The organism is Paenibacillus sp. FSL R7-269 (genome assembly GCF_000517865.1).
Lineage (GTDB): Bacteria > Bacillota > Bacilli > Paenibacillales > Paenibacillaceae > Paenibacillus_AQ.
Map to the genome: position 1 here is coordinate 148,672 of NZ_ASPS01000016.1, position 24,718 is coordinate 173,389.

Sequence of the window (24,718 nt, forward strand, 5' to 3'; positions counted from 1 at the left end):
GTATACTCTAGGTTGAAGGTATCCTGATCACTCAATGCTGGAGGTATAGGTCCACACTATGAAAGTCAAAGCTATGATTAAGCAGAACAACCTGCTGCGGGAGCAGATGACACCGTCTAACCGCTCTTATTTCGAAGATATGATTCTGGCGATGCGCGCCAGTTCAGTAGATGCTGTACGTGCAGAGGAGCTGCTGCTGGAGGCGGCCGCGCTGCTGCTGAAGGGACAAGCCAAGGGGAAGAACGCCAAGCAGGTTTTTGGCGAGAAGCCCGGTGATTATTTCAAGGACGTGATGGACAGTGCCCCGCCGCGTGCACCGCGCAGCCGGCTGAAGAACTCCCTGATGATCTCCTGGTCCGCTCTGACCCTGCTATTCGGGACGATGGGCATTGCCGGTCTGATTACACAGTGGAGCGGCGGTCCGCACGAACTCTTCGGCCAGCTTAGCCTGTTCACGCTGGTCGTTGTCGGCGCAGGCTCCATCGTGCTGGTTGAGCTTATTATGAAATGGATGGCCTCCCTCTCGGAGGACGACAGTCCGAAGCCCAAGACCTTCGATATTAAGGCCTTGGGCATCTATATTGGAATTGCCGTGATTGCGGTATTCGCCGGCCTATTCCTCGATAATCTGTTCCCGGTGATTCCGGTCTCGCCCTGGGTCAGTCTGGCTCTGGCCGCTGCCGGAGGTCTAGGGCTGAAATTCATATTCTTCCCATCTTAGAGGCTGTATCCCACATCCATTCCACACAGGAGGAGACTCGAATGAAAAAGCATACCGTTCTATCCGCCGCTATCGCCCTGCTCATGGGGCTTCAGGCAGGAGCAGCCGTCCCGGCCGGTGCCGAAGGCAGCGGAAGCAGCCGGACAGGCACTTCCGGTGCAGCTGCAAGCGCTAAGACCGCCAGCCATGCAGAAGCGGTCTATAAGGCCGCGCTGCCGCTGCTGTCCAGTGGTAACCTGCCGGGCGCCATTACCTATATGAAGACGAAGCTGTATGCAGTCACTCCGTATCAGGCGACTGTACTGACGCTGAAGCTGGAGAACCTGCATATGGCGCTGCTCCCCTCCTGGGAGAAGAAATTCAGCAGCAGCGAGGTCCAGCGGAAGCTCCTCACCGTCTACAGAGGGGGAGTCAGCATGGAGAAGCTGGCTGAGAGTACGGATAACGCCGCCCTGCGCGCCCTGCTGCAAGGCGCGGGCGAGAGCGGGTACAAGCTGGATACCGCTGAGGGCAGCTTTTACCCGGTGATTGATTATGCGGCTTACCGCAAATATAAGCCTTATGTAACGGAGGATATCAGCAGTTATATTTCCATTATGGCGGCTGAATCAGATCTGCCTCCTTCCAAGGATAACGGGCTGATCATTGCCTGGGGCGAGGTGGCCGACCGTGCGCTAACCCAGGAGCAATTCATCCAGACCTATCCCAAATCCAACCGGGTACAGGCCGTCAAGAAGCTGTATAACCAGTATGCTGTGAACACCTTCTACGGTCAGAACAACACCCCGCTCTTCCATTACGATAATCTGGAGATGGATCTGGAGGCGCAGAAGGCCTACACCAGCATCCTGGCTAAGAACAGCAGTACCAGCGCCTTCCTGCAGAAGCTTGAGGGCTTCATGAAGCTGATGAAGAGTAACGGCTACCTGCTGGACGACGCGGCGGAGCAGTATCTGAAGACTGAGGTGCCTCAGCCGTAGACGGTTCAACTGAATCCATATAACAACAAACAGCCCCGTCCGCAATCACGCCGGACGGGGCTGTTGTCTATAAGATTAGATCAGCATACTGAACAGATTAACATCCTTGTTGATCTCCACATAATCGACGCCCTTCTGCTTCATCCGCTCAATCAGCGGGGCGTAGGCATCGGTAGACATCAGCTCAATGCCGACCAGGGCCGGGCCGTTCTCCTTCTCATTCTTCTTCGTGTACTCGAACCGGGTAATGTCATCGTCCGGACCGACCACCTCGGTCAGGAACTCGCGCAGGGCACCCGCGCGCTGCGGGAAGTTGACCATGAAGTAATGCTTAAGGCCCTCATAGATCAGGGAACGCTCCTTGATCTCCTGCATCCGGTCGATATCGTTGTTGCCGCCGCTGACGATGCAGACCACGCTTTTGCCGCGGATCTGATCACGGTACATGTCCAGTGCAGCAATGGGGAGGGAACCGGCAGGCTCCACCACAATGGCGTTCTCGTTATACAGCTCCAGAATAGTGGTACACGCCTTCCCCTCCGGCACCTTCACCACATCATCCAGAAGCTTCGAGCAGATATCGAAGGTCAGGCCGCCGACACGCTTCACCGCCGCGCCGTCCACGAACTTGTTGATCTCCTTCAGGGTGATTACCTCGCCGCTCTGCATGGCCTCACTCATTGAAGCCGCGCCGCTAGGCTCCACACCGATCACCTTAGTTGCCGGACTCACCGTTTTGATATAGGTGGCTACACCGGCTGCCAGCCCGCCGCCGCCGATGGTGACGAACACGAAGTCCGCAGGCTTGTCCAGATTCTCCATTACCTCCATGGCTATGGTACCGTTGCCGGCAATAATACGCGGCTCATCGAACGGGTGAATCAGGGTCATGCTATAGTCTATGCAAGCCTGCAGCGCTTCATCATAAGCATCATCGAAGGTATCCCCCTTCAGAATCACCTCAACGAATTCGCCGCCGAAGCGCCGGACCTGCTTAATCTTCTGATTAGGAGTAGTGCTCGGCATGAATATCTTGCCTTTGATGCCGAGTGCCTTGCAGGAATAAGCCACGCCCTGGGCATGATTTCCCGCACTGGCGCAGACGATGCCCTTGGCTCTGTCTTCGTCAGACAGACTGCGGATCATATTATAGGCCCCCCGGATTTTGAAGGAGCGTACAATCTGCAGATCCTCACGTTTCAAGTACACATTACAGCCGTATTTGGCCGACAATACCGCATCCAGCTGGAGCGGCGTACGGACGATAACCTCCCGCAGCACATGGTGTGCGCGTACAATATCTTCCATTCCTACGATCCGGTTTTCGCCTTCTCTCATGTTTTTCCCGCCTCACTGTCTCTTTCTTATCGTTTCGCTTCTTGTAACATACTCTTCCAAGGACTTTTTTTCAACCCTTGTCCTCTCCACACACCATAACATCCACTGAGAGTGGAATGGTGACCAGCAGCCCCCCCGCCGATAAGCAAGAGGGAGGTCCGGCATCTACCTGCCGGACCTCCCTCTCACCAGAACCCTTTATACCTTAAACCTTGACACCGCACTCAGCAGCTGCGCCGAGCTATGCTTGATCTCCTCCATCTCCGCTACGATGCTGCCCGACCGCCCGATGATCTGCTCCGCTCCGGCAGCGATGACTCCCGCTCCTTCCGCCCCCTCATTCGTCGCACTGCCAGTCTCGCTGATCGCAGTGAGCATGCTCTGGATGGAAGCGAGCAGCTCTTCCGAAGTGGCGCTGAAGTCCGTCACCAGCTCCTCGATATACCGGGCATCCTCACTGTACCGCTCTCCGGTCTCCTGCATGGCATCATAGTCCTTCTTCACCTGGCTGTCCATGAAGCCCAGCATACTCTCCGCAGCCTCCACAAGATTGGACACCGCCTCGATTACCGCCCCGGTCACTCCCTGAATCTCAGTCACCGTCTCACGCGAGTTGTCCGCGAGCTTACGGATCTCCTCCGCCACTACAGCGAACCCCCGGCCGGCTTCTCCGGCCCTGGCCGCCTCAATTGAAGCATTCAGCGATAACAGGTTGGTCTGGGCGGCGATCTCCAGAATGGCGCCCGTAAGCGCGCTGATCTGCGAGATTGATCCCGACTGTTCAATGGCTGTGCGCAGCTTCTCTTCACTAAGTCCGTACACGGTATCCGCCTGTGTGCGGGATTCCCAGGCTCTCTCCTTCAGCCGCTCCGCCCGTACGTTAATTTCTCCGGCGGCTTCCGCCCCCTCCTGGGCTTTGCGGGCAATCCCGTGGATCGCCGCCTCGATCTGGGTTGTACTGGCGTTCATCTCCTCCATTGAGGCGGCGGTCTGCTGCAAGCCTGCCGACAGCTCCTCCGTAACCCCCGAGATATCGGTGATGCTGCCGTCCAGCACGAATACGTTCTGCTCTGTATTCCCCACCGCTCCCGAGATACTCTGCGAGCTGTGCAAGATCTCCTGAATCAGTGACTGCTGCGAGGCGATCATATCGTTGAAGCCCTCAGCCAGCACCCCGATCTCGCCTCCCGCGGTCACCCTTGCCCTTACCGACAAGTCTCCGTCCTTCGCCTGCCCGAACGCAGCCGTGAGGAGCGGAATCTGCTTCAGGATGCTGCTTGAGACCAGATACAGCAGGACAGACAGCACCGCAATCGAAGCCATAATAGAGAGGAAGAAAATCAGCGCGAAGCGCTTCAGCTCCAGCTCCGCATGCTTCTGTGGTACGATCAGCGCGACCGACCACTGGTTAGCCACAGCCGGTGAATAGGATACATAGCTGGGTTCGCCGTCAATGTCCGTCCGGATGACATTAGAACCCCATTGCAGCATTTTATCGCCAACAGTCTTCCACGATCCACCCAGGTCAGCCATCTTCTTCAGCAGGATATTATCCGGATTAGGATGGTAGATGAACGTCCCTGTCTCATCAATCAGCACGGCATAGCCGCTGCCCTTATAATTAAAAGCGCCCAGCGCCGCTGTAATCTGCTCTATCGAAATATCTGCACTCGCCACACCGATCAGCTTGCCCGAATCATCAAGCAGCGGGGTGCTGACACTAACGACCATTTTGCCCGACCCGGCATCAATATAAGGATTGGTAATCGTAACACGCTTGTTCGCAGCCGTAGCGGAATACCAGCTTCGCTCCTTCAGCACGTAGTCTGCCGGAGGCTCGAATTCATCCTGGGTAATCACCTTGTTCACCGCATCCAGACCTATGTATACATTGAGCAGATTCTTATTGTTGTTCTTGATTAGGTTCAGCGTCTCGATCAGCTCCGCGTACCCGTCCGTAGTCTTCAGCATCTGCGCATCCTTCACCCTCAGAATGAAGTCGCGGAGGTAGGCGTTGGCATTGAGCAGCGCCACACTATCCACAGCAGGCTGCAGCAGGTCATTGACCTGCACCCCGATCTCCCCTTTCTCATAGGTCAGTGAGCTCTTCAGCCCGTCCACGATAAGCTGCTTGGCATTGCTGTAGATCACTGCAGACACCGCCATGAAAATAACCACCACAGACAGAATCACTGACAAAAACAGCTTGCCGCGAATCCCCATATTCCTTAATGCTTTCATAGAACTCCCCCATCCCCATGTCAATAGACTCAGGCCTTAAGCTCTACCTGCGGCTATTCTCTGTCTTTTCGACTTATTTCTGCAAAAAATCCCCTTATCCCTTTACCGTTTCACCGTAAGCTGTGAAAAAACTGTGACCATGTCAGGTATTTTCTCATGATTATCCTGTTAACCACCTGATTCTTCCTCATTTCCACTTGTTCATGTCAGGTTTGTCGCACAAAAAATACTCCCTTTCTCTGCTGTATCAGCAAATAAAAGGGAGTATGAGGAGTACACCGTCCTACCGTTCCAGCAGCTCCTGAAACCATTTCAGGTTCAATTCATGGTGCGCTCTGACATTATTCATCATCGATTTGGCCGTATCGTAGATCTTATCTTGCTTGGCATCCAGCACATGGTCAATCTCAGCAATCTTACGCCTTGTCTGCTCCATCTGCACCGCTACAGCCGCCTTGAATTGTTCAGGATCATATTGGTGGGCGAACAGCGTTGTCATGTAAAAGGCTAACGTAATATCGTCCGTCTGCAGCGAATATTTGGCCATCAGTGCTTTGAAATGCTCGTCACCCTGCGGTGTGATCTCGTAGATATATTGCTCGGGATAGTTGTTCACGCTAACGACCTCCACCAGCCGGACCCAACCTTCCCCTGCTAACTTCTGCAGGTTGTAATAGAGCGATCCCTTCGTCATATGAACAAGGTAACGGTAATCCCGTTCTTTGAAGACACTTAGCAATTCATAAGCGCTGGATTGTCCGCAATCCTTCAGCAGACCCAGTATAAGTAAGGGTATAATAGTGAATTCCTCTTTCTGTATTTATTGAAAATCACCGTGATGCTCCGCGATCCATTCTCTGAACGTATAAGGCTCCCGGCCAAGAATCGTCAGCACCGTGTCCGTCACGGCGAGCTTATGCTTCAGGCTATACTCCCAGTCCTGAACTCTAAGAGTAATGTACTCTTCAGCGATATACTTGCTCATATAAGAACGGAAGTCCCCGATCGTCTGCTCCTCCAGTTGAATGGATTGTCCAAGCTGCTTGGAGATTTCGGTCAATATGTTCCGCTGGCTAAGAATATTTGCTCCTGTGAGCGTCAAGACCTGCCCGGAGAATCTGTCAAAATCCGCTACAACCTCACTGATCACTTCGGCAATATCTGCTTCATGCACACTGGCCAGCTTTGCCTCCAGAGCCGGTAGCCGGATCGTCCCCTTATTGTATCTAAAAAGGTCCCTCCAGTAAACGGTATTATGCATGAAGGCCTCGGCCCGGATATACACATACCGAAAGCCATACGCCTGAATCTGCTCCTCGACCTTCTTATGTTTCATAGCGTTCTCATTGTAACCGGCATCCGAGCGGTTGATCGACGCTGAGGATAAGAACACGATGTTCCGTACACCCTTGTCCCGGGCAGCCTGCAGAATTTCTTCGGCATCATCCAGCAGGATCAGGAATAAGGTCTCCACGCCTCGCAGACTGTCTGACCAGGCACTGCAATCCTTAATATCGCCAGTGACGATAGTCATTTGATCGCTCTGATCGCTTATCAGTTTCTCCGGTGTCCGGGTGAGGGCTTTGAAATTGACATCCTTAGACTTGAGGGAATGTACAACCCGATTTCCGACCGTTCCAGTTGCTCCAGTAATAAATAACATTAGGAGGACCTCTTTTCAGATAGTTTAGTCTAATTAGACTACACATCATAATATAGTCTAATTAGACTATATTGGCAAGGGGATTTATACGTAGCCCAATCCCAACGCCAATGTGGTCGGTTTTTCGATTACATTCGCCCATCCACCTGCGCCACTCCCCAATGTGTTCGTTTTTGGCATACATAGGCGGTGTGAGATGAAATCAAGGAGGTCACGCCTAATCTCCATAAAAAAACACAGCCCCGGAGGACTGTGTCTGGTATTTCATCTATAGTGTCTATTGCTTCAGCATCCACTTAAGCAGATCCGGCAGGCTCGCCCACAAGCGCGAGTGCATAATTACATATTCAATCGCTTCATTGGGATCACCCATACCGACAAAATCCGGAAGATTATGCGGCAGCCGCTTCACGCCCAGCAGGTAATCCGGCACATGCTTGTTCACTCCGCGGGCTATGCGGTAGAGCATTTTGAGCTGCGAGGTAATACCGTTCTTCTTGAACTCCAGTACAATCCGGTCATAGGCAAAAGCCGCTGCCGCATCCTCTTCACCGTAGTTCTTAATGATCCGCTCTGCTTCTTCAAGCTGGTTATTATACAGATATACAGCAGTCAGCAGATAGCGGGCACCGGTATTATCATCCTCATTCAGCTCCAGAATATGCTCCAGCATCTCTGTTGCTTCCTCCGCCTTACCGCCGAACCAGCAGGATTCCGCGTAGCTCTGGCAGATACGGATATAAGGACGGGTCTCATATAGCCCCCAGAAGAACCCTTTATGCTTCGTAAAATAAGACTCGCCCAGCTCCCGTCTGCCTGCGGCGATTCCCGCCTTCAGCAGCTCCCGCGCGTCATCCTCATTCTCCGTTTCCTCGGCGAGAATAAGGTAGGCTTCCGGGCTGTCCGGATAGAGCTCCAGCGCCTTCTCCGCCAGCTGGACCCGGCGCTTCGCAGAGGTTGCCTCCATGGCTTGGGCCAGAAGGGTCTGTGCCTTCTCCTGCGGAGTTTCTGCTCCGTTCAGCGCCGTCAATTCATCCGCTTCCCCGGTCATGCCGTATTCCTCGACATAGTTATAGATCTCTTTAACCTTGCGGGAGATCGTGGCCGTAGTAACCGCGTATTTGTCCGCCAGCTCTGCCTGTGACAGCATGAAGCCGTATTCCTCGGACAGCAGGTATTCGATCGCCGCACAGAAGGAGCCTGTCTTCTTCACGGCCGGCTTGGTCTGGCGGGAGAAGCCGTTCCACAGCAGCAGCGCTTCCAGGATCAGCTCCCGGTCATACTGCTCTCTCATGTGCTCGATCAGCTCCAGCGCCAGCTGTTCATGGGCCGGATGCTCCCAGTTCAGCTCCTTCGCCACCATCTTCTTCAGCTTGGGCAGCGTTAGCTTGCCCGCAGCAGGGGCAGCACTTACCGTAGCCGGCTGTTCCTCGTGCACGATTACGCCGGGTATGGTTACAGGCGCTTGCGCCGCTGCATCCCCTGCGGTAACCAGCCGCAGCATTGACTGGGCTGCCGCTCTGTCTTTCTCCATGCAGCATTTCTTATATTTGTTCCCGCTTCCACACGGGCATAAGTCGTTTCTTCCTACCTTACTCAAAACTAATTCCCCCTTAAATCAGTAACTGTACATCCGCATAAGCATCGCTTTTATTGTACTATTATAACATTCGTTATGGAATTGCAAGTGGAAACGGCTGTGCTGTCCTTTTAGGGACGGTACCGTTTCGGCGAGAATAGAAGGATAATGTATAGCGTGAAACATATGAATTTCTCTATTTTAAAAAGGCCTTTCCTTAGAAAGGAAAGACCCTTTATCTGTATATATCCGCACATTTTCCCCCGTACGAGTTGTATTATAGCACTTCTCCTACAACTTGTCAGTCCTTTTTTTGGGACTTTCTCCTCAGACCAGTGCCTTCATTGCGATATCACTGCGGTTCTGTTTACCCGCAAACGTAATAGTCTCCGCACTGGCATAGGCCGATGTACGTGCTTCGGCAATGGTTGCCCCCAGGCCTACTACCCCAAGCACACGGCCGCCGGTGGTCACCCAGCCTCCGTCTTCACTGCGTGCGGTTCCGGCATGGAAGACCAGCGCAGAGCTGCTGTCTTCCAGCCCGCTGATCGGCACTCCCTTCGGGTAAGGCCCGGGATACCCCTCCGAGGCCAGGACCACGCAGACTGCCGCATCAATGCTCCACTCAATCGGAATATCGGCGAGTCTGCCTTCGGTCACAGCCAGGAAGATCTCCAGCAGATCGCTTCGCAGCCGGGGAAGAACTACCTGGGTCTCCGGGTCCCCGAAGCGGGCATTGAACTCAATCGTCTTCGGTCTGCCGTCCGGCGAGATCATTAGTCCCGCGAACAGCACTCCGCTGAAGGGCCGCCCCTCAGCCACCATCGCTCTGGCTGTCGGCTCAATAATCGTCTCCACCGCTTCACGGATGATCGCTTCATCGATATGCGGCAGCGGGGAATACGTCCCCATGCCTCCCGTATTAGGTCCTTTATCGCCGTCGAATACAGGCTTATGGTCCTGAGCCGCAGCCATCGGCCGCACCGTTTCGCCATCCACAAACGCCAGAATCGACATTTCCTGCCCGGCAAGGAACTCCTCAATGACTACCTGCGCCCCTGCTTCCCCGAAGACCTTGTCGACCATGATCTCCTGAAGGGCCTGCTCCGCCTCCTCCCGGGAATATGCCACGGTTACCCCTTTGCCTGCGGCCAGGCCGTCCGCCTTGATGACAATCGGCAGCTCCTGGCTCCGCAGATAAGACAGGGCTGTCTCATAATCGCTGAATTTCTCATATGCGGCTGTCGGAATGCTGTATTTATGCAGCAGATCCTTCATGAAGGTCTTGCTGCCCTCAATCTCTGCGGCATTCTTCCGCGGGCCGAATACAGGAATATCCTGGGCTTCGAAGGCATCCACAATGCCTGCAGCGAGCGGATCATCCGGTCCGATGACTACCAGGCCCACCTTCTTCTCCTTCGCAAAAGCGGTCAGCTTATCGAACTCGAAGACGCCGATCGGCACACATTCCGCAAGCTGCGCAATCCCGGCATTGCCGGGGGCGCAGTAGATTTTACCGGCACGGGGACTGCGGGACAAGCTCCAGATGATCGCATGCTCGCGTCCGCCGCCGCCGACTACTAAAATATCCATAAGGCTCTGATCCTCCCAGCGTGCTAGTGTTTGAAGTGGCGTACGCCGGTGAAGACCATGGCAATGCCGTATTCATTGGCAACCTTAACCGATTCCTCGTCCTTGATCGAGCCTCCCGGCTGAATAACTGCCGTAATGCCCGCCTTCGCAGCCATTTCCAGGGTATCGCCCATCGGGAAGAAGGCGTCTGATGCCAGCACAGCACCCTTTGCTTTCTCGCCTGCTTGTTCAATGGCAATCTTGGCCGCACCGACACGGTTCATCTGTCCTGCACCTACACCGACTGTCATATCGTCAGCCGCAAGCACAATGGCATTGGACTTCACATGCTTCACGACCTTCCAGCCGAACAACAGCTGCTTCAGCTCTTCTTCCGTAGGCTTGCGGTTAGTTACAACTTGCAATTCCTCAGGATTCACAGAGTGTACATCGCTCTCCTGCACCACCATTCCACCTTCAACGGAGGTAACCACAAAGCTGCTCTTGCGGGATGCAGCGGTGCTGAGGTTGCCCAGTTTAAGCAGGCGGATATTCTTTTTCTTCGTCAGGATCTCCAGCGCTTCTTCTGTGAAGCCCGGGGCCAGGACGATTTCGAGGAAAATATCCTTCAGCAGATTAGCCGTGTCCGCATCAATAATCCGGTTGGCTGCCACAATTCCGCCGAAGATGGAGGTAGGGTCCGCATTGTACGCTTTTTGATATGCTTCATAGACACTTGTGCCCACGCCGACTCCGCAAGGATTCATATGCTTCACGGCTACAACGGCAGGCTCTTCGAACTCTTTGACAATCTGGAGCGCCGCGTTCGCGTCATTGATATTGTTGTAGGACAGCTCTTTGCCGTGCAGCTGCTCAGCAGCCGTCAGCGTATCCTGCGCAGCCAGCGGCTTGCGGTAGAACGCAGCCTTCTGATGCGGGTTCTCCCCGTAGCGCAGATCCTGGATTTTCTCATAAGTGACCGTATAGCGCTCCGGCAGCGGTTCACCGGTGACATTCGCCAGATAATCGGCAATCAGGGCGTCGTAAGCCGCCGTATGGCGGAAGACTTTGGCCGCAAGACGTTTGCGGGTTGCAAGGGTTGTATCTCCACCGGCGCGTACTTCTTCAAGCACATTCGCATAGTCAGCCGCATCGACCACCACACTAACAAACGCATGGTTCTTCGCCGCAGAACGCAGCATCGTCGGTCCGCCGATATCGATATTCTCGATAGCCTCTTCATAAGACACATCCGGCTTGGCAATCGTCTCCGCGAACGGATACAAATTCACCACGACGAGGTCGATGTAATCAAGGCCAAGCTCATTCATCTGACGGGTATGCTCTTCGTTGTCACGAACGGCCAGCAGGCCGCTGTGTACGGCTGGATGTAAGGTTTTGACGCGTCCGTCCATGATCTCAGGGAAGCCGGTAACATCAGAGATGCCAATGACCGGAACGCCTTCCTTCGCGAGAAGTGTGCTGGTGCCGCCTGTGGAGATAATTTCTACGCCTAATGCAGACAACTCGCGGCAAAAATCCACGATGCCCTGTTTGTCCGATACGCTGACCAGCGCTCTCTTGATACTCACTTTGAATAGTCCTCCTCTGGATTCTCGCTAGATTATTAGGGTGTTGTAAGAGTTACTTGATGAATCGGCTGCTCTTGAAGACGGCTTGTACCCACTCATTGGCGCAGCTGATTTAGTTGGATTTTTGTCATCTAATTCCGGCGGGGAAGCACGTAGCGGGGCAGTAGTTGGAAAATACACACCTAAATGACGCCAGATAAGGTCAATCATTCGATTGGGGCCGGATTAGCTGTACTTTTTCCACTTATGCTCCGTTCACCGCATATATCAGCCAGATTAGATGGAGAAAATCCACCTGTTCCAGCAGCTTAGCTTATTGAGTTGGGAATACTGAACCTTTAAATCAAATGATCCCCGTGCCTATGAATGTTTGCCGGATGAACTCCGGATGATTACAGCAACGAATCCTGTAGAACAAACTATTAATTTAGAATTCCCTGGTGTTTCTGTCCTGATATTTGTGCTTCTGTCCTTATGCCAGCAAACCTGTATTTTCGCAATTTCCGGCCATGCCGCCAGAGCTTCCGTCAATTTCTGACGCCTCAGCAGTATTTCCCGAGAAATATACAGCTACTTCTATTAATCGCCAATGGTCGCCATTCTTCCGTTCAATTCTACTTTTCCGGCGGCAAAAGCACTCACTACCTCAGGATACAGCGCGTATTCCACCTGATGGATACGTGCAGCCAGCGATTCAGCGGTATCTCCAGACTGGACCTCCACGCTGCGCTGGGCAATCACCGGTCCGGTATCCATGCCTCCATCGACAAAATGCACGGTCACGCCTGTCAGCTTCACGCCATACTCCAGCGCCTGCCCGATCGCGTCCTTCCCGGCAAAAGCCGGCAGCAGCGAAGGATGAATGTTGATGATCCGTCCGGCATACGGTGTGAGCAGAACAGGGGAGATTAGCCGCATATAACCGGCCAGCACCACCAGTCCGATGTTCCGGCGCTGCAATTCAGCCACAATCGCGGCCTCGTACTGCTCCCGGCCCGCGAAGTCCTTCGGCCGCAACAGCAGAGCAGGAATTCCTGCCTCCTCTGCCCGCTGTGCTACAGGCGCTTCCGGTTTATCCGAGACCAGCAGCTCTATGCTGCCTCCGCCCAGCCTGCCCTCCCGCTGTGCCTGGACCAGTGCAGCGAAATTGCTGCCCGTTCCGGAGGCAAAGACAGCGATTCGGCTCCACTCCATCAGACTTCAGCTCCCGTGAAGGTAACAATGCGCTCTCCTTCAGTAACCGTGCCGATCCGGTAAGCCTCTTCCCCGCTGGCCTTAAGCAGTTCCAGCGCACGCTCTCCGTCCGCTTCCGCCACTACCAGCACCAGCCCCACGCCCATATTGAACGTTGTGAACATGTCGCGGTTGCTGACCTGCCCCTTACTCTGCATCAAGCTGAAGACAGGCTGGATCGGCCAGGAGCCGTAGTTGATCTCTACATTCACATGCTCCGGTAATACGCGCGGAATGTTCTCGATGAACCCGCCGCCGGTAATATGGGCCATGCCCTTGACCGGAAGCTGTTCCAGCAGAGCGAGTAGCGGCTTCACGTAGATCCGGGTTGGGGCCAGCAGAACGTCCACCAGCGGCGCTCCCAGCTCCGGCACAACCTCATCTAAGCCGTAACCGTCTTCCTCCAGCAAAAGCTTGCGCACCAGCGAGAAGCCATTGCTGTGAATCCCGCTCGAAGCCAGCCCGATAACTGTGTCTCCTGGAGCAATATCTGATCCGGTTACCAGCTTCGCCTTATCGGCCACACCTACGGTGAATCCGGCGATATCATATTCGCCAGCTGCATACATACCCGGCATCTCGGCGGTCTCGCCGCCGATCAGGGCGCAGCCCGCCTGATGACAGCCTTCCGCGATCCCGGCTACGATGGCTTCGATCTTCTCCGGCACGACCTTATCGCAGGCCAGATAATCGAGGAAGAACAGCGGCTCAGCACCCTGTACCACGATGTCATTCACGCACATGGCGACAGCATCGATGCCAATCGTGTCGTGGCGGTCAGCCGCGAACGCGATTTTCAGCTTCGTGCCCACACCATCTGTTCCCGACACGAGAACTGGCTCTTCGTACTTGTCCTTATTCAGGCCGAACAGGGCGCCGAAGCCGCCCAGCTCCGTCATCACTTCCGGACGGTATGTGCGCTTCACATGCTTTTTCATGCGTTCTACTGCTTCATTGCCAGCCGCAATATCCACTCCGGCTTTCTTGTACGCTTCTGACACGTTTGGACACCTCATTTAGATTAGTTTAGAGCGCGGGTTCGGGGCGGCAGGGATTTGAAATGATAGGGTCGTTATAGTCGTCATTACAAAGAATATTTGGACTTCCGGCCGCTGTTATGGCCCGATTTCCTGATTGATACCGCTATTTGCGGTAGAAATCGGGCCATAAAGGCGGACGCTACCGCTCCTACAGTTCCAAAATTCCTCTCCATGACTCACACCACCGCAGTTCAAACCTCTGCCGCAAGCCGAAGCTTCGCGCCTTGCACAGCGGCAAGGGGGCGGCGCTGGGCTTCGCACAGCGCCTCCTTAGGCGACCGGTCCCCCGTTTTTGCGTTAGCAAACAGGACGGGGGTGGGAGCTCTTCTCCGCACGGGGCGAAGCCGTGCGGGCTTCTTAGGCGACAGAATCTCCGGATTTGCGCAGCAAATAGGACAGATTCTGGAGCCAGTGGGCCCGGCGGGCCGCAGGCCGCCGGGGGGCAGCACCGCATAAGCGCGTCCCGTCCGTGCGCAGCACATAGGGACAAAGCGGGCACCCGCACCCAAGCCTCCTTAGCAAGTTTAGAGCAGAAACAGACCACCAAACTTCCGGAATCCCCCTTCGCAAGGGGAACTTAGGGGGATGAGCCCCACAGTGTTAGGCGGATGTTCCGCCTAACACGAGCATCCGTCCTTCTCTTCCCCGCCGAAATCCACCTGCGTCGGGTAATCATTGTCGAAGCAAGACAGGCATAGGCCGCCTTTATAGTCGTCACTATTATAGCCGCCGATGGACTGGATCAGCCCCTCGGGAGAGAGGAACGCCAGGGAATCAGCGTTGATCTCCTCACACATCTCGGCGATGGTCTTGTAAGAGGCAATCAGCTCCCGGCGGTCCGGGGTATCAATGCCATAGAAGCACGGATTCTTGAACGGCGGCGATGTAATCCGCACGTGGACCTCTAAGGCTCCGGCTTCGCGCAGCAGGTTGACGATCCGGCGTGAGGTGGTACCTCGCACGATCGAATCGTCGATCATCACTACACGCTGGCCTTCCACGACGCGGCGTACCGCGCTGAGCTTCATCTTGACGCCCTGCTCACGCAGTTCCTGGCTGGGCTGGATGAACGTGCGGCCGGTATACTTGTTCTTGATCAGCCCCAGCTCGTACGGGATGCCCGTCTGCTCGGCATAGCCGATGGCGGCGGAGATACTGGAATCCGGCACGCCGGTGACAATATCCGCATCCACGAAGGCTTCGAGCGCCATACGGCTGCCCATCCGCTTGCGGGCGGAGTGCAGGTTGGAGCCGTTCAGGTCGCTGTCCGGGCGGGCGAAGTAGATGTACTCCATCGCGCACAGCGCTTTGCGCTTAGGCTCTGCGAAGCGTTCTTCACGGAAACCGTTCTGGTCCAGCACCAGCAGCTCGCCGGGCTCGATATCACGCACCAGCTCGGCGCCGATCACTTCGAGCGCACAGGATTCAGAAGCGAAGACATAGGCTTCGCCCAGGCGGCCCATTACAAGCGGACGAAGTCCGTGGGTATCTGAGGCGACAATCAGCTTGTCATTGGTCATCAAGAGGAAGGCGAATCCGCCGACCAGTTGCGACAAGGCATCCTTCGTCGCTTCGACAAAATCCTTCTGTGAACGTGCAATCAGATGCGCCAGCACCTCGGTATCACTAGTCGTCTGGAAGATCGAGCCGCCCTGCTCCAGCTGCTTGCGGATCAGCGGTTCGTTAACGATATTGCCGTTCGTGGCAATCGCCAGATCACCGTCACGGTATTTGAAGACCAGCGGCTGCGCATTGGTCAGCCGGCTGTCTCCGCTGGTGGAGTACCGCACATGGCCGATGGACATGTCTCCCACCAGTGAAGCGATTTTGTCTTTATCGAAAACTTCTTTCACCAGGCCCATGCCGCGGTGATAGTTGAAGTCGCGCCCATCCGCCACGCAGATGCCCGCGCTCTCTTCTCCCCGGTGCTGCAGAGCATGCAGGCCATAATAGGACATGGAGGCGGCCTCCGGGTGTCCGAAGACCCCGAAGACGCCGCATTCTTCTTTTAACGTATCAAAAATATCTCCCGAGCCCGTTCCTTCATTGTAAAAGTCGCCGGTCCACAGGATAGGGGTTTCCTGCTTGTTCCCGGTCTTTATTTCATCAGACATGGAATAGCATCCTCCCAAATGGTCTTGAGTTCGGTAACAGCTTCATCCAGTGCAGACGAGCCGTCCAGTGTAACGCGCAGGCGCTCTCCGCCCACGGTTCCAATGATCTCTACAGGCACGCCGTATGCGGCAACTGCCGCCTTCAGCTCCTCTGCATGCTCAGGCGCGGAAGTCAGGATAATACGGGACTGGCTCTCGCTGAACAGCGCCACATCCGGGCGTAATCCGCCCGCAGACAGTTCGATATTCGCGCCGATGCTGCCGCTGATGCAGCTCTCTGCCAGTGCTCCGGCCAGACCGCCTTCGGACAGGTCATGCGCCGAGCGCACCCGACCGCTGCGGATGGCAGCGAGTACGGCATCCAGCAGCTTGCGCTCTGTCGCCAAGTCCAGCGCCGGCGGACGGCCTTCGGTCACGCCGTGAACGGCATACTGGAATTCACTGCCGCCCAGCTCTGCCTTCGTCACGCCCAGCAGCAGTACAGCATCGCCTTCCTGCTTGAAGGCCTGGGTTGTAATGTGATCCGTATCTTCAATGAGACCGACCATGCCAACAACAGGTGTCGGGTAGATGGACCCGGAGGCATTCTCGTTATACAGGCTGACATTCCCGCCGATAACCGGCGTATCCAGCACCCGGCAAGCTTCCGCCATACCGTCTACCGCCCGTTCCATCTGCCAGAAGATCTCCGGCTTCTCCGGACTTCCGAAGTTCAGGTTGTCCGTAATCGCCAGCGGCTGGGCACCGGAGCAGACGATGTTGCGCGCCGCTTCGCTGACAGCAATGCGTCCGCCCACTTCAGGGTCCAGATAGACATAACGGCCGTTGCAGTCAGTCGTCATGGCCAGACCTTTGCGGGTGCCATGAATGGTTACCACTGCCGCATCGGAACCCGGACGAACCGCAGTACTGGTGCGTACCATGTAATCATATTGGTTGTACACCCATGCTTTGCTTGCTACCGTAGGCGAACCCAGTACGGTACGCAAAGCGCCGCCCAGATCGGTAACTTCTTCATAACGGAGCGTATCTACCGAGGCATTCTCCTCATAATAAGCAGGAACTGCCGATGGTTTGTTATAAATAGGGCATTCATCCACCAGCGCCTTCACCGGCATATCGCCTACTACTTCACCGTGATGGAACAGCTTCAGGCGGCCGTCATCGGTCACCTTACCCACCTTGCGGCAGATGACGCCCCAACGATCGAAGATTTCCTGGGCCTGAGCCTCATCCTTAGGCTCCACCACGAACAGCATCCGCTCCTGGGATTCCGAGAGCATCATCTCATACGGGGTCATCCCGTCTTCACGCTGCGGCACCTGATCCAGATAGAGCTCCAGACCGTTGCCTGCCTTGCTCGCCATTTCCGCGCTGGAGCAGGTCAGTCCGGCTGCGCCCATATCCTGAATGCCGAGGACGATGCCGCTGTCGATCAGCTCCAGGCAGGATTCCATTACCAGCTTCTCCATGAACGGATCGCCGACCTGAACCGCTGTCTTCTTAGCTTCGGATTCTTCGCTCAGTTCCACAGAGGCAAAGGTCGCACCGTGAATCCCGTCACGGCCAGTAGGCGGACCTACGTAGAAGACAGGGTTGCCCACCCCTTTGGCAACGCCGCGCTGGATTTTGTCATGATCAATCAGACCGACACACATCGCGTTCACCAGCGGATTACCGTCATAGCTGTTGTCGAACATAATTTCCCCGCCGACAGTAGGGATGCCGATACAGTTGCCGTAGCCTGCAATCCCGGACACGACATGCTCGAACAGGTATTTAACCCGGTCACTTTCCAGCTTCCCGAAGCGCAAGGAGTTCAGCAAGGCCACCGGTCTTGCTCCCATGGAGAAAATATCGCGGATAATCCCGCCCACTCCGGTCGCCGCGCCCTGATAAGGCTCTACCGCCGACGGATGGTTGTGGCTTTCGATTTTGAAGACAACGGCCTGGTTATCACCGATGTCCACGATGCCCGCGCCTTCACCCGGTCCCATCAGCACCTTCGGTCCGCTTGTCGGGAAACGGCTCAGCAGCGGCTTGGAGTTCTTATATGCACAGTGCTCAGACCACATGACGCTGAACACACCGATTTCTGTATAGTTGGGCTTACGTCCCATGAAGGAGGTAATGAGCTCATATTCGCTGTCTGATACACCGAACTGACTGTAGATTTTCTGCTCCGCGATCTGCTCTGCGGTCGGCTCCTTAGCGGATACTTGCTGCGTCATAACGATCCCTCCATGTCTTGAGAATGGATGTGAACATCCGTTTGCCGTCTTCCGAGCCCAGCAGGCTATTCGCTGCACGCTCCGGGTGAGGCATCATGCCGACTACATTGCCCGCCCTATTACTGACTCCGGCAATATCGGCCACCGAACCGTTCGGGTTGTCACTGTAGGTGAATACGATCTGGTTATTCGCTTGAAGCTCTGCGAGCGTCTCTTCATCACAATAGTAATTGCCTTCGCCATGCGCGATAGGGATGACGATCTCTTCATCCTTCGCATAGTCAATAGTAAACGGGGTTGTGTTATTAATGACCTTAAGCACCGTGTCATGACAACGGAACTTCATCGACATGTTGCGGCGCAGCGCGCCCGGCAGGAGACCCGCTTCAGTCAGAATCTGGAACCCGTTGCAGATGCCAAGCACGAATTTGCCTTGCTCTGCCGCCTTAGCCACTTCAGCCATTACCGGAGCGAACCGGGAGATTGCGCCGCAGCGCAGATAGTCACCATAAGAGAAGCCGCCTGGCACGAGGATGCAGTCATACGCCGACAGGTCTGTCGCTGTATGCCATACATAATCTACTGGTTCGCCGAGGCTGTCTTCTACTGCCTTGTAGCAGTCAATGTCACAATTGGAGCCTGGAAAGACAAGTACAGCAAATTTCATGACGTTTAGTCCTCCAATTCGTAGCGGTAATCCTCGATCACCGTGTTGGCCAGCAGCTTCTCGCACATTTCCTTCAGGCGTCCTTCCGCTTCTGCGCGGTTATCCGTATCGAGGGTCAGCTCCATATACTTGCCGATCCGCAGACTTTCAACTTCCTGGAATCCAACGGAATGCAGGGCACCCTGCACGGCAACTCCCTGAGGGTCGAGCACGCTTTTCTTAATGGTGACGTAGACTGTCGCTTTTAACATACGCTTGTAGTTCCTCCTAGAATTTAATGAACTGAATTAGGCTTACTGGCAGCTTGCTTAACTGCATAATGTACAACTATATTCTCAATATTCCCTGCAAAATTAGCTTTAGTTGTATTTCGTACAGCTATTTCTATGAAAATCTGCATTTTACGCCATCCTACAACGACTTCCCGGTAAGACGGTGATAAATATCCAGGTACCGGCGCGACGTCTCCTCGACTACCTCAGCCGGCAACGGGTCCGGCGTACTGTTTTTGTCCCAGGAGGAGGCTGACAGGTACGTGCGAACCGGCTCCTTATCCATGCTGTCGATCTCGATATCCAGTGCATATTTGTCCTTGGCCCAGAAGCGGGAAGCATCCGGCGTGAAGATCTCATCGATCAGAATCACCTTACCATCCAGCAGTCCGAACTCGAATTTGCAATCGGCGAGGATGATACCGCGTTCTTCACAATAAGCTCTGGCAAAAGCGAACAGCTTCAGGCTCTTCTCCTTCAGCTCCAGCGCAAGCTCTGCGCCGATCTGCTCCTGCATCTGCCCGAACGGAATGTCTTCATCGTGACCAACATCATTCTTAGCCGCAGGTGTGAAAATCGGCTCCGCCAGCACCGCATTTTTCCGCAGTCCCTTGGGCAGCTCAATGCCGTTGACTTGACCGGTCTCCTGGTACTGCCGCCAGCCGCCGCCTGTAATGCAGCCGCGCACGACGCATTCGATGTCAATCCGCTCGGCTTTGCGTACGACCATGATCCGGTTCTTCAGCGCTTCACGGTCCTTCACAATATCTCCGAGCTTGTCCACCTCGATATGCACCACATGGTTCTCGATCAGCTCCCGGGTCTGGCCGAACCAGAAGGCGCTGAGCCGGTTCAGTACATTGCCCTTGTCTGGAACCGCCGGGTCCAGCACATAGTCGAATGCAGAGATCCGGTCTGTCACCACGATCAGTATCTCATCCCCCAAATCATACAGCTCACGAACCTTGCCTTTGTAGAGCAGCGGCGCATTTACTAGTTCCACGGCAGTGGATACGGCTAGGTGTGTCATGACCTTTCCTCCCTTGAACAAATGATCTTGCTATATTCGGGCTAAAAGCTTTGGGAGGCTTGTTTCCTGAGCTTCGCATCAAGGAATTGACTACACCTTCGGGTTAATAGGGTCACTGCGGAAATTTTGGACTTCCGATCGCTGTTATGGTCATATTTCTCTGATTTAACCACAGGCTGTGGTAGAAATCGGACCATAAAGACGAACGCTTCGCTTCTACAGTTCCAAAATTCCTCTCCGTTCCTCCTTTACCCCAAACCTAAATTTCAATTTCCTGTGCCCCGCATATCAGGAACAAGCATCCCCGTCGCTCCGCCCAACTCTTCTCCAGCTCATCCCTTCACCATTGACTTACCTTTTTTATAAATTAGATCAGTTCCAGCTTGCGGAAGATGGTGTCCACATGCTTGAGATGCCAGGAAGGGTTGAACGCATCCTCGATCTCCTCCGCGCTAAGCACGGCTGTGATTTCTGGGGTGGCTTCCACGATGTCACGGAACTGGGTCTGTTCCTCCCAGGCCTGCATCGCACGCGGCTGCACGGTGTCGTACGCCTGCTCGCGGCTGAAGCCCTTGTCGATCAGTTTGGTCAGGATGCGGCCGGAGAACGGAACCCCGAAGGTACGGTTCATGTTGCGCTTCATATTTTCAGGGAATACAGTCAGGTTCTTCACGATGTTGCCGAAGCGGTTCAGCATGTAGTTCAGCAGCATGGTCGCATCCGGCAGGATGATCCGTTCTACGGAAGAATGCGAAATATCACGTTCATGCCACAGCGGCACGTTCTCGTAAGCTGTCATCATATGGCCGCGGATGACACGCGACAGGCCAGAGATGTTCTCGCAGCCGATCGGGTTGCGCTTGTGCGGCATCGCGGACGAACCCTTTTGACCCTTGGCAAAAGCCTCCTCCACCTCGCGGATCTCACTCTTCTGCAAAGCGCGGATCTCGGTAGCGAACTTGTCCAGGGAAGTGGCAACCAGCGCCAGCGCCGCCATATACTCTGCATGACGGTCACGCTGCAAGGTCTGCGTGGAGATCGGAGCCGGGCTGGTGCCCAGCTTACGGCAGACGAATTCTTCAACGAACGGGTCGATGTTGGCATAAGTACCGACCGCCCCGGAGATTTTGCCGAATTGCACGCCGTCCGCCGCATGACGGAAGCGCTCCAGGTTCCGCTTCATTTCCTCATACCACAGTGCCATCTTCAGGCCGAATGTTGTGGGCTCTGCATGTACGCCATGGGTACGGCCCATCATCGGGGTATCCTTGTAGGCGATAGCTTTGTCTTTTAGAATCTCAATGAACCGGATAATATCCTGCTCCAGAATCTCGTTGGCCTGACGCAGCAGATAACCCAGCGCCGTATCGACCACATCTGTCGAGGTTAGTCCGTAATGCACCCATTTGCGCTCTGCTCCCAGACTCTCGGATACCGCACGGGTAAAAGCAATCACATCATGGCGCGTCTCCAGCTCAATCTCATCAATCCGCGCGATATCGAATTTGGCATCCTTGCGCAGCTTCGCGGCATCCTCATGCGGGATCACTCCCAGCTCGGCCCACGCCTCACAGGCGCAAATCTCAACCTCCAGCCACGCGTTGAATTTATTCTCTTCGGTCCAAATGGCCCGCATCTCAGGTCTGCTGTAACGTTCAATCATAGCTTGTCAGTTCCTCCAAAGGTTAGTTTGCTCTACCCAGGACAATCCGTCGCCGGTATCCTTGCAGAGCAGGTTAATATGGCCCATTTTGCGGCCGGTTGTGCTCTCGGTCTTGCCATATATATGAAGCTTGGGTGATACTCCAAGCCTGCTCACTTCTTCATTCGCACGGCAGGCTGCCCGAACGGCTCCTTCCAGATGCTGGCCGAGTACATTCACCATCACCACAGGAGTAAGCAGCGAGGTATCGCCCAGCGGCAGATTACAGATGGCCCGCACATGCTGCTCGAACTGCGAGGTCACGCAGGCATCCATCGTGTAATGGCCGGAATTATGCGGCCGCGGCGCCAGCTCATTGACGAACAGTTCTCCATCCTCCGTCACGAACATCTCAACCGCCAGCAGTCCGACCGCCTCCATGCCGGAGACAATCCGCTCGGCCAGCTCACAGGCCCGCTGTTGAATCTCCTCCGGCACCCGCGCAGGTACAATCGAGAGATGCAGGATGTTATCCACATGAATGTTCTCGGCAGGCGGGAAGCTCTTGACCTCCCCCGAGGCGCTCCGGGCCGCGATGACCGAAATCTCACATTTAAAAGTGATGAATTTCTCCAGCACCAGCTCCGGTATATCTGCTTGCGCCCCCGGCGCGACCTGATGGAACGCTGCAGCCAGCTCTTCCGGCCTGCGGATGACGGCTTGTCCCTTGCCGTCGTACCCCCCTGTGGCTGTCTTCAGCACACAGGGCAGGCCCAGGTCGGCAGCCGCCGCTTCCAGCTCCGCCAGGCTGCCGACCTTGCGGTACGGGGCAACGGGCACGCCCGCCGACTCGATTGCCGCCTTCTCGCGCAGCCGGTGCTGTGTCGTATACAGCAGCGCGCTGCCCTGCGGCACGTACGATTCCTCCGTCAGCAGCGCGGCTACGCCCGCGTCAACGTTCTCGAACTCGTACGTGATGACGTCCGAGCGCCGTGCCAGCTCGCGCGCGGCGTCCCGGTCGTTATAAGCCGCAGTGATCTGCGGCGTCACCTGTCCGCACGGCGCATCCTTTGCTGGGTCCAGCGCCACGAAGCGGTAGCCCATGGCGCTGCCGGACAGCGCCATCATGCGCCCGAGCTGCCCGCCGCCGAGCACGCCGATCGTTGCGCCGGGCAGCAGCGTCCGTGGCGGCTGCGCCCCGGTCTCTTCCCGCTGTGCCTCAGCCCCGGCAGCTTCCGCTCTGCCTTCAGCCTTTACCGCCCCGGCACTGGCACCTTCCGCTTCGTCTTCAGCCTTCATCCCTCGCCCAGCCTTAGCCTGCTCCGCGCCACCCTCCAGCCGTCCGGCTTTCAGCTCCTCCGGGCTCATAGGCTCTCGCTGCTTTCCAACACCTCTTGCTGGGTCGCCTCGCGCCGCAGCTGCACCCGCTGCGCTACCTCCGGCTCGAAGGCGCCGATGATCTGCGCCGCCAGCAGCCCCGCATTGATAGCTCCGGCGCGGCCGATGGCTACTGTCGCTACCGGGATGCCCGCAGGCATCTGCACAATCGACAGCAGCGAATCCATGCCGTTCAAGGCCTTCGACTGCACAGGTACACCGATGACCGGCAGCGTGGTCTTCGCAGCCACCATACCCGGCAGATGCGCCGCACCGCCCGCTCCGGCGATAATGACCCGCAGGCCGCGCTCCGCCGCCTCCTCGGCATAACGGAACATCAGATCCGGTGTGCGGTGTGCAGAGACAACCTTTTTCTCATAAGCTATATCCAGCTCCTCCAGCACTTCACAGGTATGCTGCATCGTTTCATAGTCCGATTTGCTGCCCATAATGACACCAACTTGCACAGACATCGTTCACCCAGCCTTCCATTTCCGTTATAGAGATTTCTCTGATTTCAGTGTGTCCCGTTTCCTGCCAATTCGCGCATGAACCGTGAAAAATAGCCCGGACTCCAGACGCATTCTGCTGCGGGTGGACCCGGACTACTAAAGGAATCAAGTGATAACCGCCTGGCAGCCGCACTCTCCCCGTTCTAACAGGCAGGAGAATGCAGGAACACCGCCCCGGTCTGCGGGGAGGCTAGCTGCTATCGTTCCAGTTATCCTATTTCCTCGTAGTCCGGCAATTTACGGTTACCGGGTAGAAACTTCCGGGCCCTATCCCCGGTTTTATACGAGCTCTTCATAGATTCAGTTTAACAACGCCCTACACATCATGTCAACTTAAACACGAACATTGTCATATCATGTCTGCAAATTGTTCGCTTTTGGGCATAAATGAAAATCTTATTCCCGCTAATCCGCCTAAAAAAAGGGGAACGCCGCAGCGTTCCTCTACTAAAGTTCCTATTATTTAACAACCAGCACCGGAATGCGCGCACTTTGCACCACATTATGGCTGACGCTGCCCAGAACGAATTCCCGGATACCGCCCAGCCCCCGGCTGCCGATTACGATCACATCTGCATCCTGCTCCTTGGCATAATTCAGAATAATTTCCGCAGGCGATCCCTGCAGCAATTCTACCGTAGCATTCAGACCTTCGGCTTCCAGGCGGCTTTTCACTTCTTCCGTAGTCTGGACCGCGAGATCATAATAATCCTTGTTCACCGATGCCGGCAGAGGCGCGAGAGCTTCCCCGATGAAGAACCGGGGGAATTCAAATGCGTGTACGACGTACAGGGAGGACCCTGGAGTTACCTTAGCCAGCTCGATCGCCCGTTCCAGAGCCTGATTCGAAGCCTTTGAACCGTCATAGGCAAGCAGAATTTTAGAGAATAACATTTACGCCACCTCTTTCTATT

The 24,718-nt window shown here is 55.4% G+C and carries 20 protein-coding genes and 1 riboswitch; of the genes, 2 read left to right on the forward strand and 18 right to left on the reverse strand.

Features of this window, described 5'->3' with window-relative positions:
• Nucleotides 1–58 precede the first annotated feature (58 nt).
• Together C162_RS07975 and C162_RS07980 are read left to right on the forward strand one after the other, a co-directional pair.
• Nucleotides 59–721: a DUF1129 family protein gene (locus C162_RS07975; protein ID WP_036693273.1), complete on the forward strand. Its 663-nt coding sequence runs from the start codon at nucleotides 59–61 to the stop codon at nucleotides 719–721.
• Nucleotides 722–762: 41 nt separating this feature from the next.
• The gene (locus tag C162_RS07980; protein ID WP_051493307.1) at nucleotides 763–1,701 is read left to right on the forward strand and encodes a hypothetical protein; all 939 of its coding nucleotides are present in this window, start codon (nucleotides 763–765) and stop codon (nucleotides 1,699–1,701) included.
• A 75-nt stretch (nucleotides 1,702–1,776) separates the two neighbouring features.
• On the opposite strand, the gene ilvA is transcribed toward C162_RS07980, so the two are convergent.
• The 18 genes from ilvA to C162_RS08070 all read right to left on the reverse strand — a co-directional run bounded on the left by ilvA (nucleotide 1,777) and on the right by C162_RS08070 (nucleotide 24,698).
• Nucleotides 1,777–3,039 carry a threonine ammonia-lyase IlvA gene (gene ilvA, locus C162_RS07985; protein ID WP_036693275.1) on the reverse strand — a complete coding sequence of 421 codons (1,263 nt, stop codon included), beginning with the start codon at nucleotides 3,037–3,039 and terminating at the stop codon, nucleotides 1,777–1,779.
• Nucleotides 3,040–3,237: 198 nt separating this feature from the next.
• Complete coding sequence (locus tag C162_RS34225) at nucleotides 3,238–5,280, reverse strand: methyl-accepting chemotaxis protein (RefSeq protein ID WP_051493308.1); 2,043 nt, start codon at nucleotides 5,278–5,280, stop codon at nucleotides 3,238–3,240.
• A gap of 283 nt (nucleotides 5,281–5,563) precedes the next feature.
• Nucleotides 5,564–6,100 carry a PadR family transcriptional regulator gene (locus tag C162_RS07995; RefSeq protein WP_083677984.1) on the reverse strand — a complete coding sequence of 179 codons (537 nt, stop codon included), beginning with the start codon at nucleotides 6,098–6,100 and terminating at the stop codon, nucleotides 5,564–5,566.
• Entirely contained in the window at nucleotides 6,101–6,943 is an 843-nt protein-coding gene (locus tag C162_RS08000; protein WP_036693279.1) for an NmrA family NAD(P)-binding protein, read from the reverse strand.
• 277 nt (nucleotides 6,944–7,220) lie between these two features.
• A complete protein-coding gene (locus C162_RS08005; RefSeq protein ID WP_036693282.1) occupies nucleotides 7,221–8,543 on the reverse strand; it encodes an SEC-C metal-binding domain-containing protein in 1,323 nt (440 codons plus the stop codon).
• 306 nt (nucleotides 8,544–8,849) lie between these two features.
• Nucleotides 8,850–10,115, reverse strand: a complete 1,266-nt coding sequence (gene purD / locus C162_RS08010) for a phosphoribosylamine--glycine ligase (protein WP_036693283.1) — start codon at nucleotides 10,113–10,115, stop codon at nucleotides 8,850–8,852.
• 23 nt (nucleotides 10,116–10,138) lie between these two features.
• Nucleotides 10,139–11,686: a bifunctional phosphoribosylaminoimidazolecarboxamide formyltransferase/IMP cyclohydrolase gene (gene purH / locus C162_RS08015; RefSeq protein ID WP_036693286.1), complete on the reverse strand. Its 1,548-nt coding sequence runs from the start codon at nucleotides 11,684–11,686 to the stop codon at nucleotides 10,139–10,141.
• Nucleotides 11,687–12,265: 579 nt separating this feature from the next.
• Nucleotides 12,266–12,880, reverse strand: a complete 615-nt coding sequence (gene purN, locus C162_RS08020; RefSeq protein WP_036693288.1) for a phosphoribosylglycinamide formyltransferase — start codon at nucleotides 12,878–12,880, stop codon at nucleotides 12,266–12,268.
• On the reverse strand, nucleotides 12,880–13,920 hold the full coding sequence (purM, locus tag C162_RS08025; protein WP_036693291.1) for a phosphoribosylformylglycinamidine cyclo-ligase: 1,041 nt from the start codon (nucleotides 13,918–13,920) through the stop codon (nucleotides 12,880–12,882). The genes purN and purM overlap by 1 nt, the downstream gene beginning before the upstream one ends.
• Nucleotides 13,921–14,576: 656 nt before the next feature.
• A complete protein-coding gene (gene purF, locus C162_RS08030; RefSeq protein WP_036693294.1) occupies nucleotides 14,577–16,073 on the reverse strand; it encodes an amidophosphoribosyltransferase in 1,497 nt (498 codons plus the stop codon).
• Nucleotides 16,058–18,304 (reverse strand): phosphoribosylformylglycinamidine synthase subunit PurL, encoded by a 2,247-nt coding sequence (gene purL, locus C162_RS08035; RefSeq protein WP_036693297.1) that lies wholly within the window; start codon nucleotides 18,302–18,304, stop codon nucleotides 16,058–16,060. The genes purF and purL overlap by 16 nt, the downstream gene beginning before the upstream one ends.
• Nucleotides 18,282–18,971 (reverse strand): phosphoribosylformylglycinamidine synthase subunit PurQ, encoded by a 690-nt coding sequence (gene purQ / locus C162_RS08040; RefSeq protein ID WP_036693302.1) that lies wholly within the window; start codon nucleotides 18,969–18,971, stop codon nucleotides 18,282–18,284. Before purQ ends, purL begins: the two co-directional genes overlap by 23 nt.
• A 5-nt stretch (nucleotides 18,972–18,976) precedes the next feature.
• Entirely contained in the window at nucleotides 18,977–19,222 is a 246-nt protein-coding gene (gene purS, locus C162_RS08045; protein WP_019913657.1) for a phosphoribosylformylglycinamidine synthase subunit PurS, read from the reverse strand.
• A gap of 160 nt (nucleotides 19,223–19,382) precedes the next feature.
• Nucleotides 19,383–20,273, reverse strand: a complete 891-nt coding sequence (locus C162_RS08050; protein ID WP_036693305.1) for a phosphoribosylaminoimidazolesuccinocarboxamide synthase — start codon at nucleotides 20,271–20,273, stop codon at nucleotides 19,383–19,385.
• Between the two features lie 367 nt (nucleotides 20,274–20,640).
• Nucleotides 20,641–21,936: an adenylosuccinate lyase gene (gene purB, locus C162_RS08055; protein WP_036693308.1), complete on the reverse strand. Its 1,296-nt coding sequence runs from the start codon at nucleotides 21,934–21,936 to the stop codon at nucleotides 20,641–20,643.
• Nucleotides 21,937–21,942: 6 nt separating this feature from the next.
• Nucleotides 21,943–23,283, reverse strand: a complete 1,341-nt coding sequence (gene purK, locus C162_RS08060) for a 5-(carboxyamino)imidazole ribonucleotide synthase (protein ID WP_235218372.1) — start codon at nucleotides 23,281–23,283, stop codon at nucleotides 21,943–21,945.
• Nucleotides 23,280–23,765 carry a 5-(carboxyamino)imidazole ribonucleotide mutase gene (gene purE / locus C162_RS08065; RefSeq protein ID WP_036693310.1) on the reverse strand — a complete coding sequence of 162 codons (486 nt, stop codon included), beginning with the start codon at nucleotides 23,763–23,765 and terminating at the stop codon, nucleotides 23,280–23,282. Before purE ends, purK begins: the two co-directional genes overlap by 4 nt.
• 244 nt (nucleotides 23,766–24,009) lie before the next feature.
• Nucleotides 24,010–24,111: riboswitch (purine riboswitch) on the reverse strand.
• A gap of 152 nt (nucleotides 24,112–24,263) precedes the next feature.
• The gene (locus tag C162_RS08070) at nucleotides 24,264–24,698 is read right to left on the reverse strand and encodes a universal stress protein (RefSeq protein ID WP_036693311.1); all 435 of its coding nucleotides are present in this window, start codon (nucleotides 24,696–24,698) and stop codon (nucleotides 24,264–24,266) included.
• Nucleotides 24,699–24,718: the final 20 nt, after the last annotated feature.

Excerpts from the sequence above, each read along its gene's own strand:
- C162_RS34225 (WP_051493308.1), bottom strand. The coding sequence starts at position 5,280 with ATGAAAGCATTAAGGAATATGGGGATTCGCGGCAAGCTGTTTTTGTCA.
- purQ (WP_036693302.1), bottom strand. The coding sequence starts at position 18,971 with ATGAAATTTGCTGTACTTGTCTTTCCAGGCTCCAATTGTGACATTGAC.
- ilvA (WP_036693275.1), bottom strand. The coding sequence starts at position 3,039 with ATGAGAGAAGGCGAAAACCGGATCGTAGGAATGGAAGATATTGTACGC.
- purB (WP_036693308.1), bottom strand. The coding sequence starts at position 21,936 with ATGATTGAACGTTACAGCAGACCTGAGATGCGGGCCATTTGGACCGAA.
- purL (WP_036693297.1), bottom strand. The coding sequence starts at position 18,304 with ATGACGCAGCAAGTATCCGCTAAGGAGCCGACCGCAGAGCAGATCGCG.
- purE (WP_036693310.1), bottom strand. The coding sequence starts at position 23,765 with ATGTCTGTGCAAGTTGGTGTCATTATGGGCAGCAAATCGGACTATGAA.
- C162_RS08050 (WP_036693305.1), bottom strand. The coding sequence starts at position 20,273 with ATGACACACCTAGCCGTATCCACTGCCGTGGAACTAGTAAATGCGCCG.
- C162_RS08000 (WP_036693279.1), bottom strand. The coding sequence starts at position 6,943 with ATGTTATTTATTACTGGAGCAACTGGAACGGTCGGAAATCGGGTTGTA.
- purK (WP_235218372.1), bottom strand. The coding sequence starts at position 23,283 with ATGAGCCCGGAGGAGCTGAAAGCCGGACGGCTGGAGGGTGGCGCGGAG.
- C162_RS07980 (WP_051493307.1), top strand. The coding sequence starts at position 763 with ATGAAAAAGCATACCGTTCTATCCGCCGCTATCGCCCTGCTCATGGGG.
- C162_RS08070 (WP_036693311.1), bottom strand. The coding sequence starts at position 24,698 with ATGTTATTCTCTAAAATTCTGCTTGCCTATGACGGTTCAAAGGCTTCG.
- purS (WP_019913657.1), bottom strand. The coding sequence starts at position 19,222 with ATGTTAAAAGCGACAGTCTACGTCACCATTAAGAAAAGCGTGCTCGAC.
- purN (WP_036693288.1), bottom strand. The coding sequence starts at position 12,880 with ATGGAGTGGAGCCGAATCGCTGTCTTTGCCTCCGGAACGGGCAGCAAT.
- C162_RS07975 (WP_036693273.1), top strand. The coding sequence starts at position 59 with ATGAAAGTCAAAGCTATGATTAAGCAGAACAACCTGCTGCGGGAGCAG.
- purF (WP_036693294.1), bottom strand. The coding sequence starts at position 16,073 with ATGTCTGATGAAATAAAGACCGGGAACAAGCAGGAAACCCCTATCCTG.
- purD (WP_036693283.1), bottom strand. The coding sequence starts at position 10,115 with ATGGATATTTTAGTAGTCGGCGGCGGCGGACGCGAGCATGCGATCATC.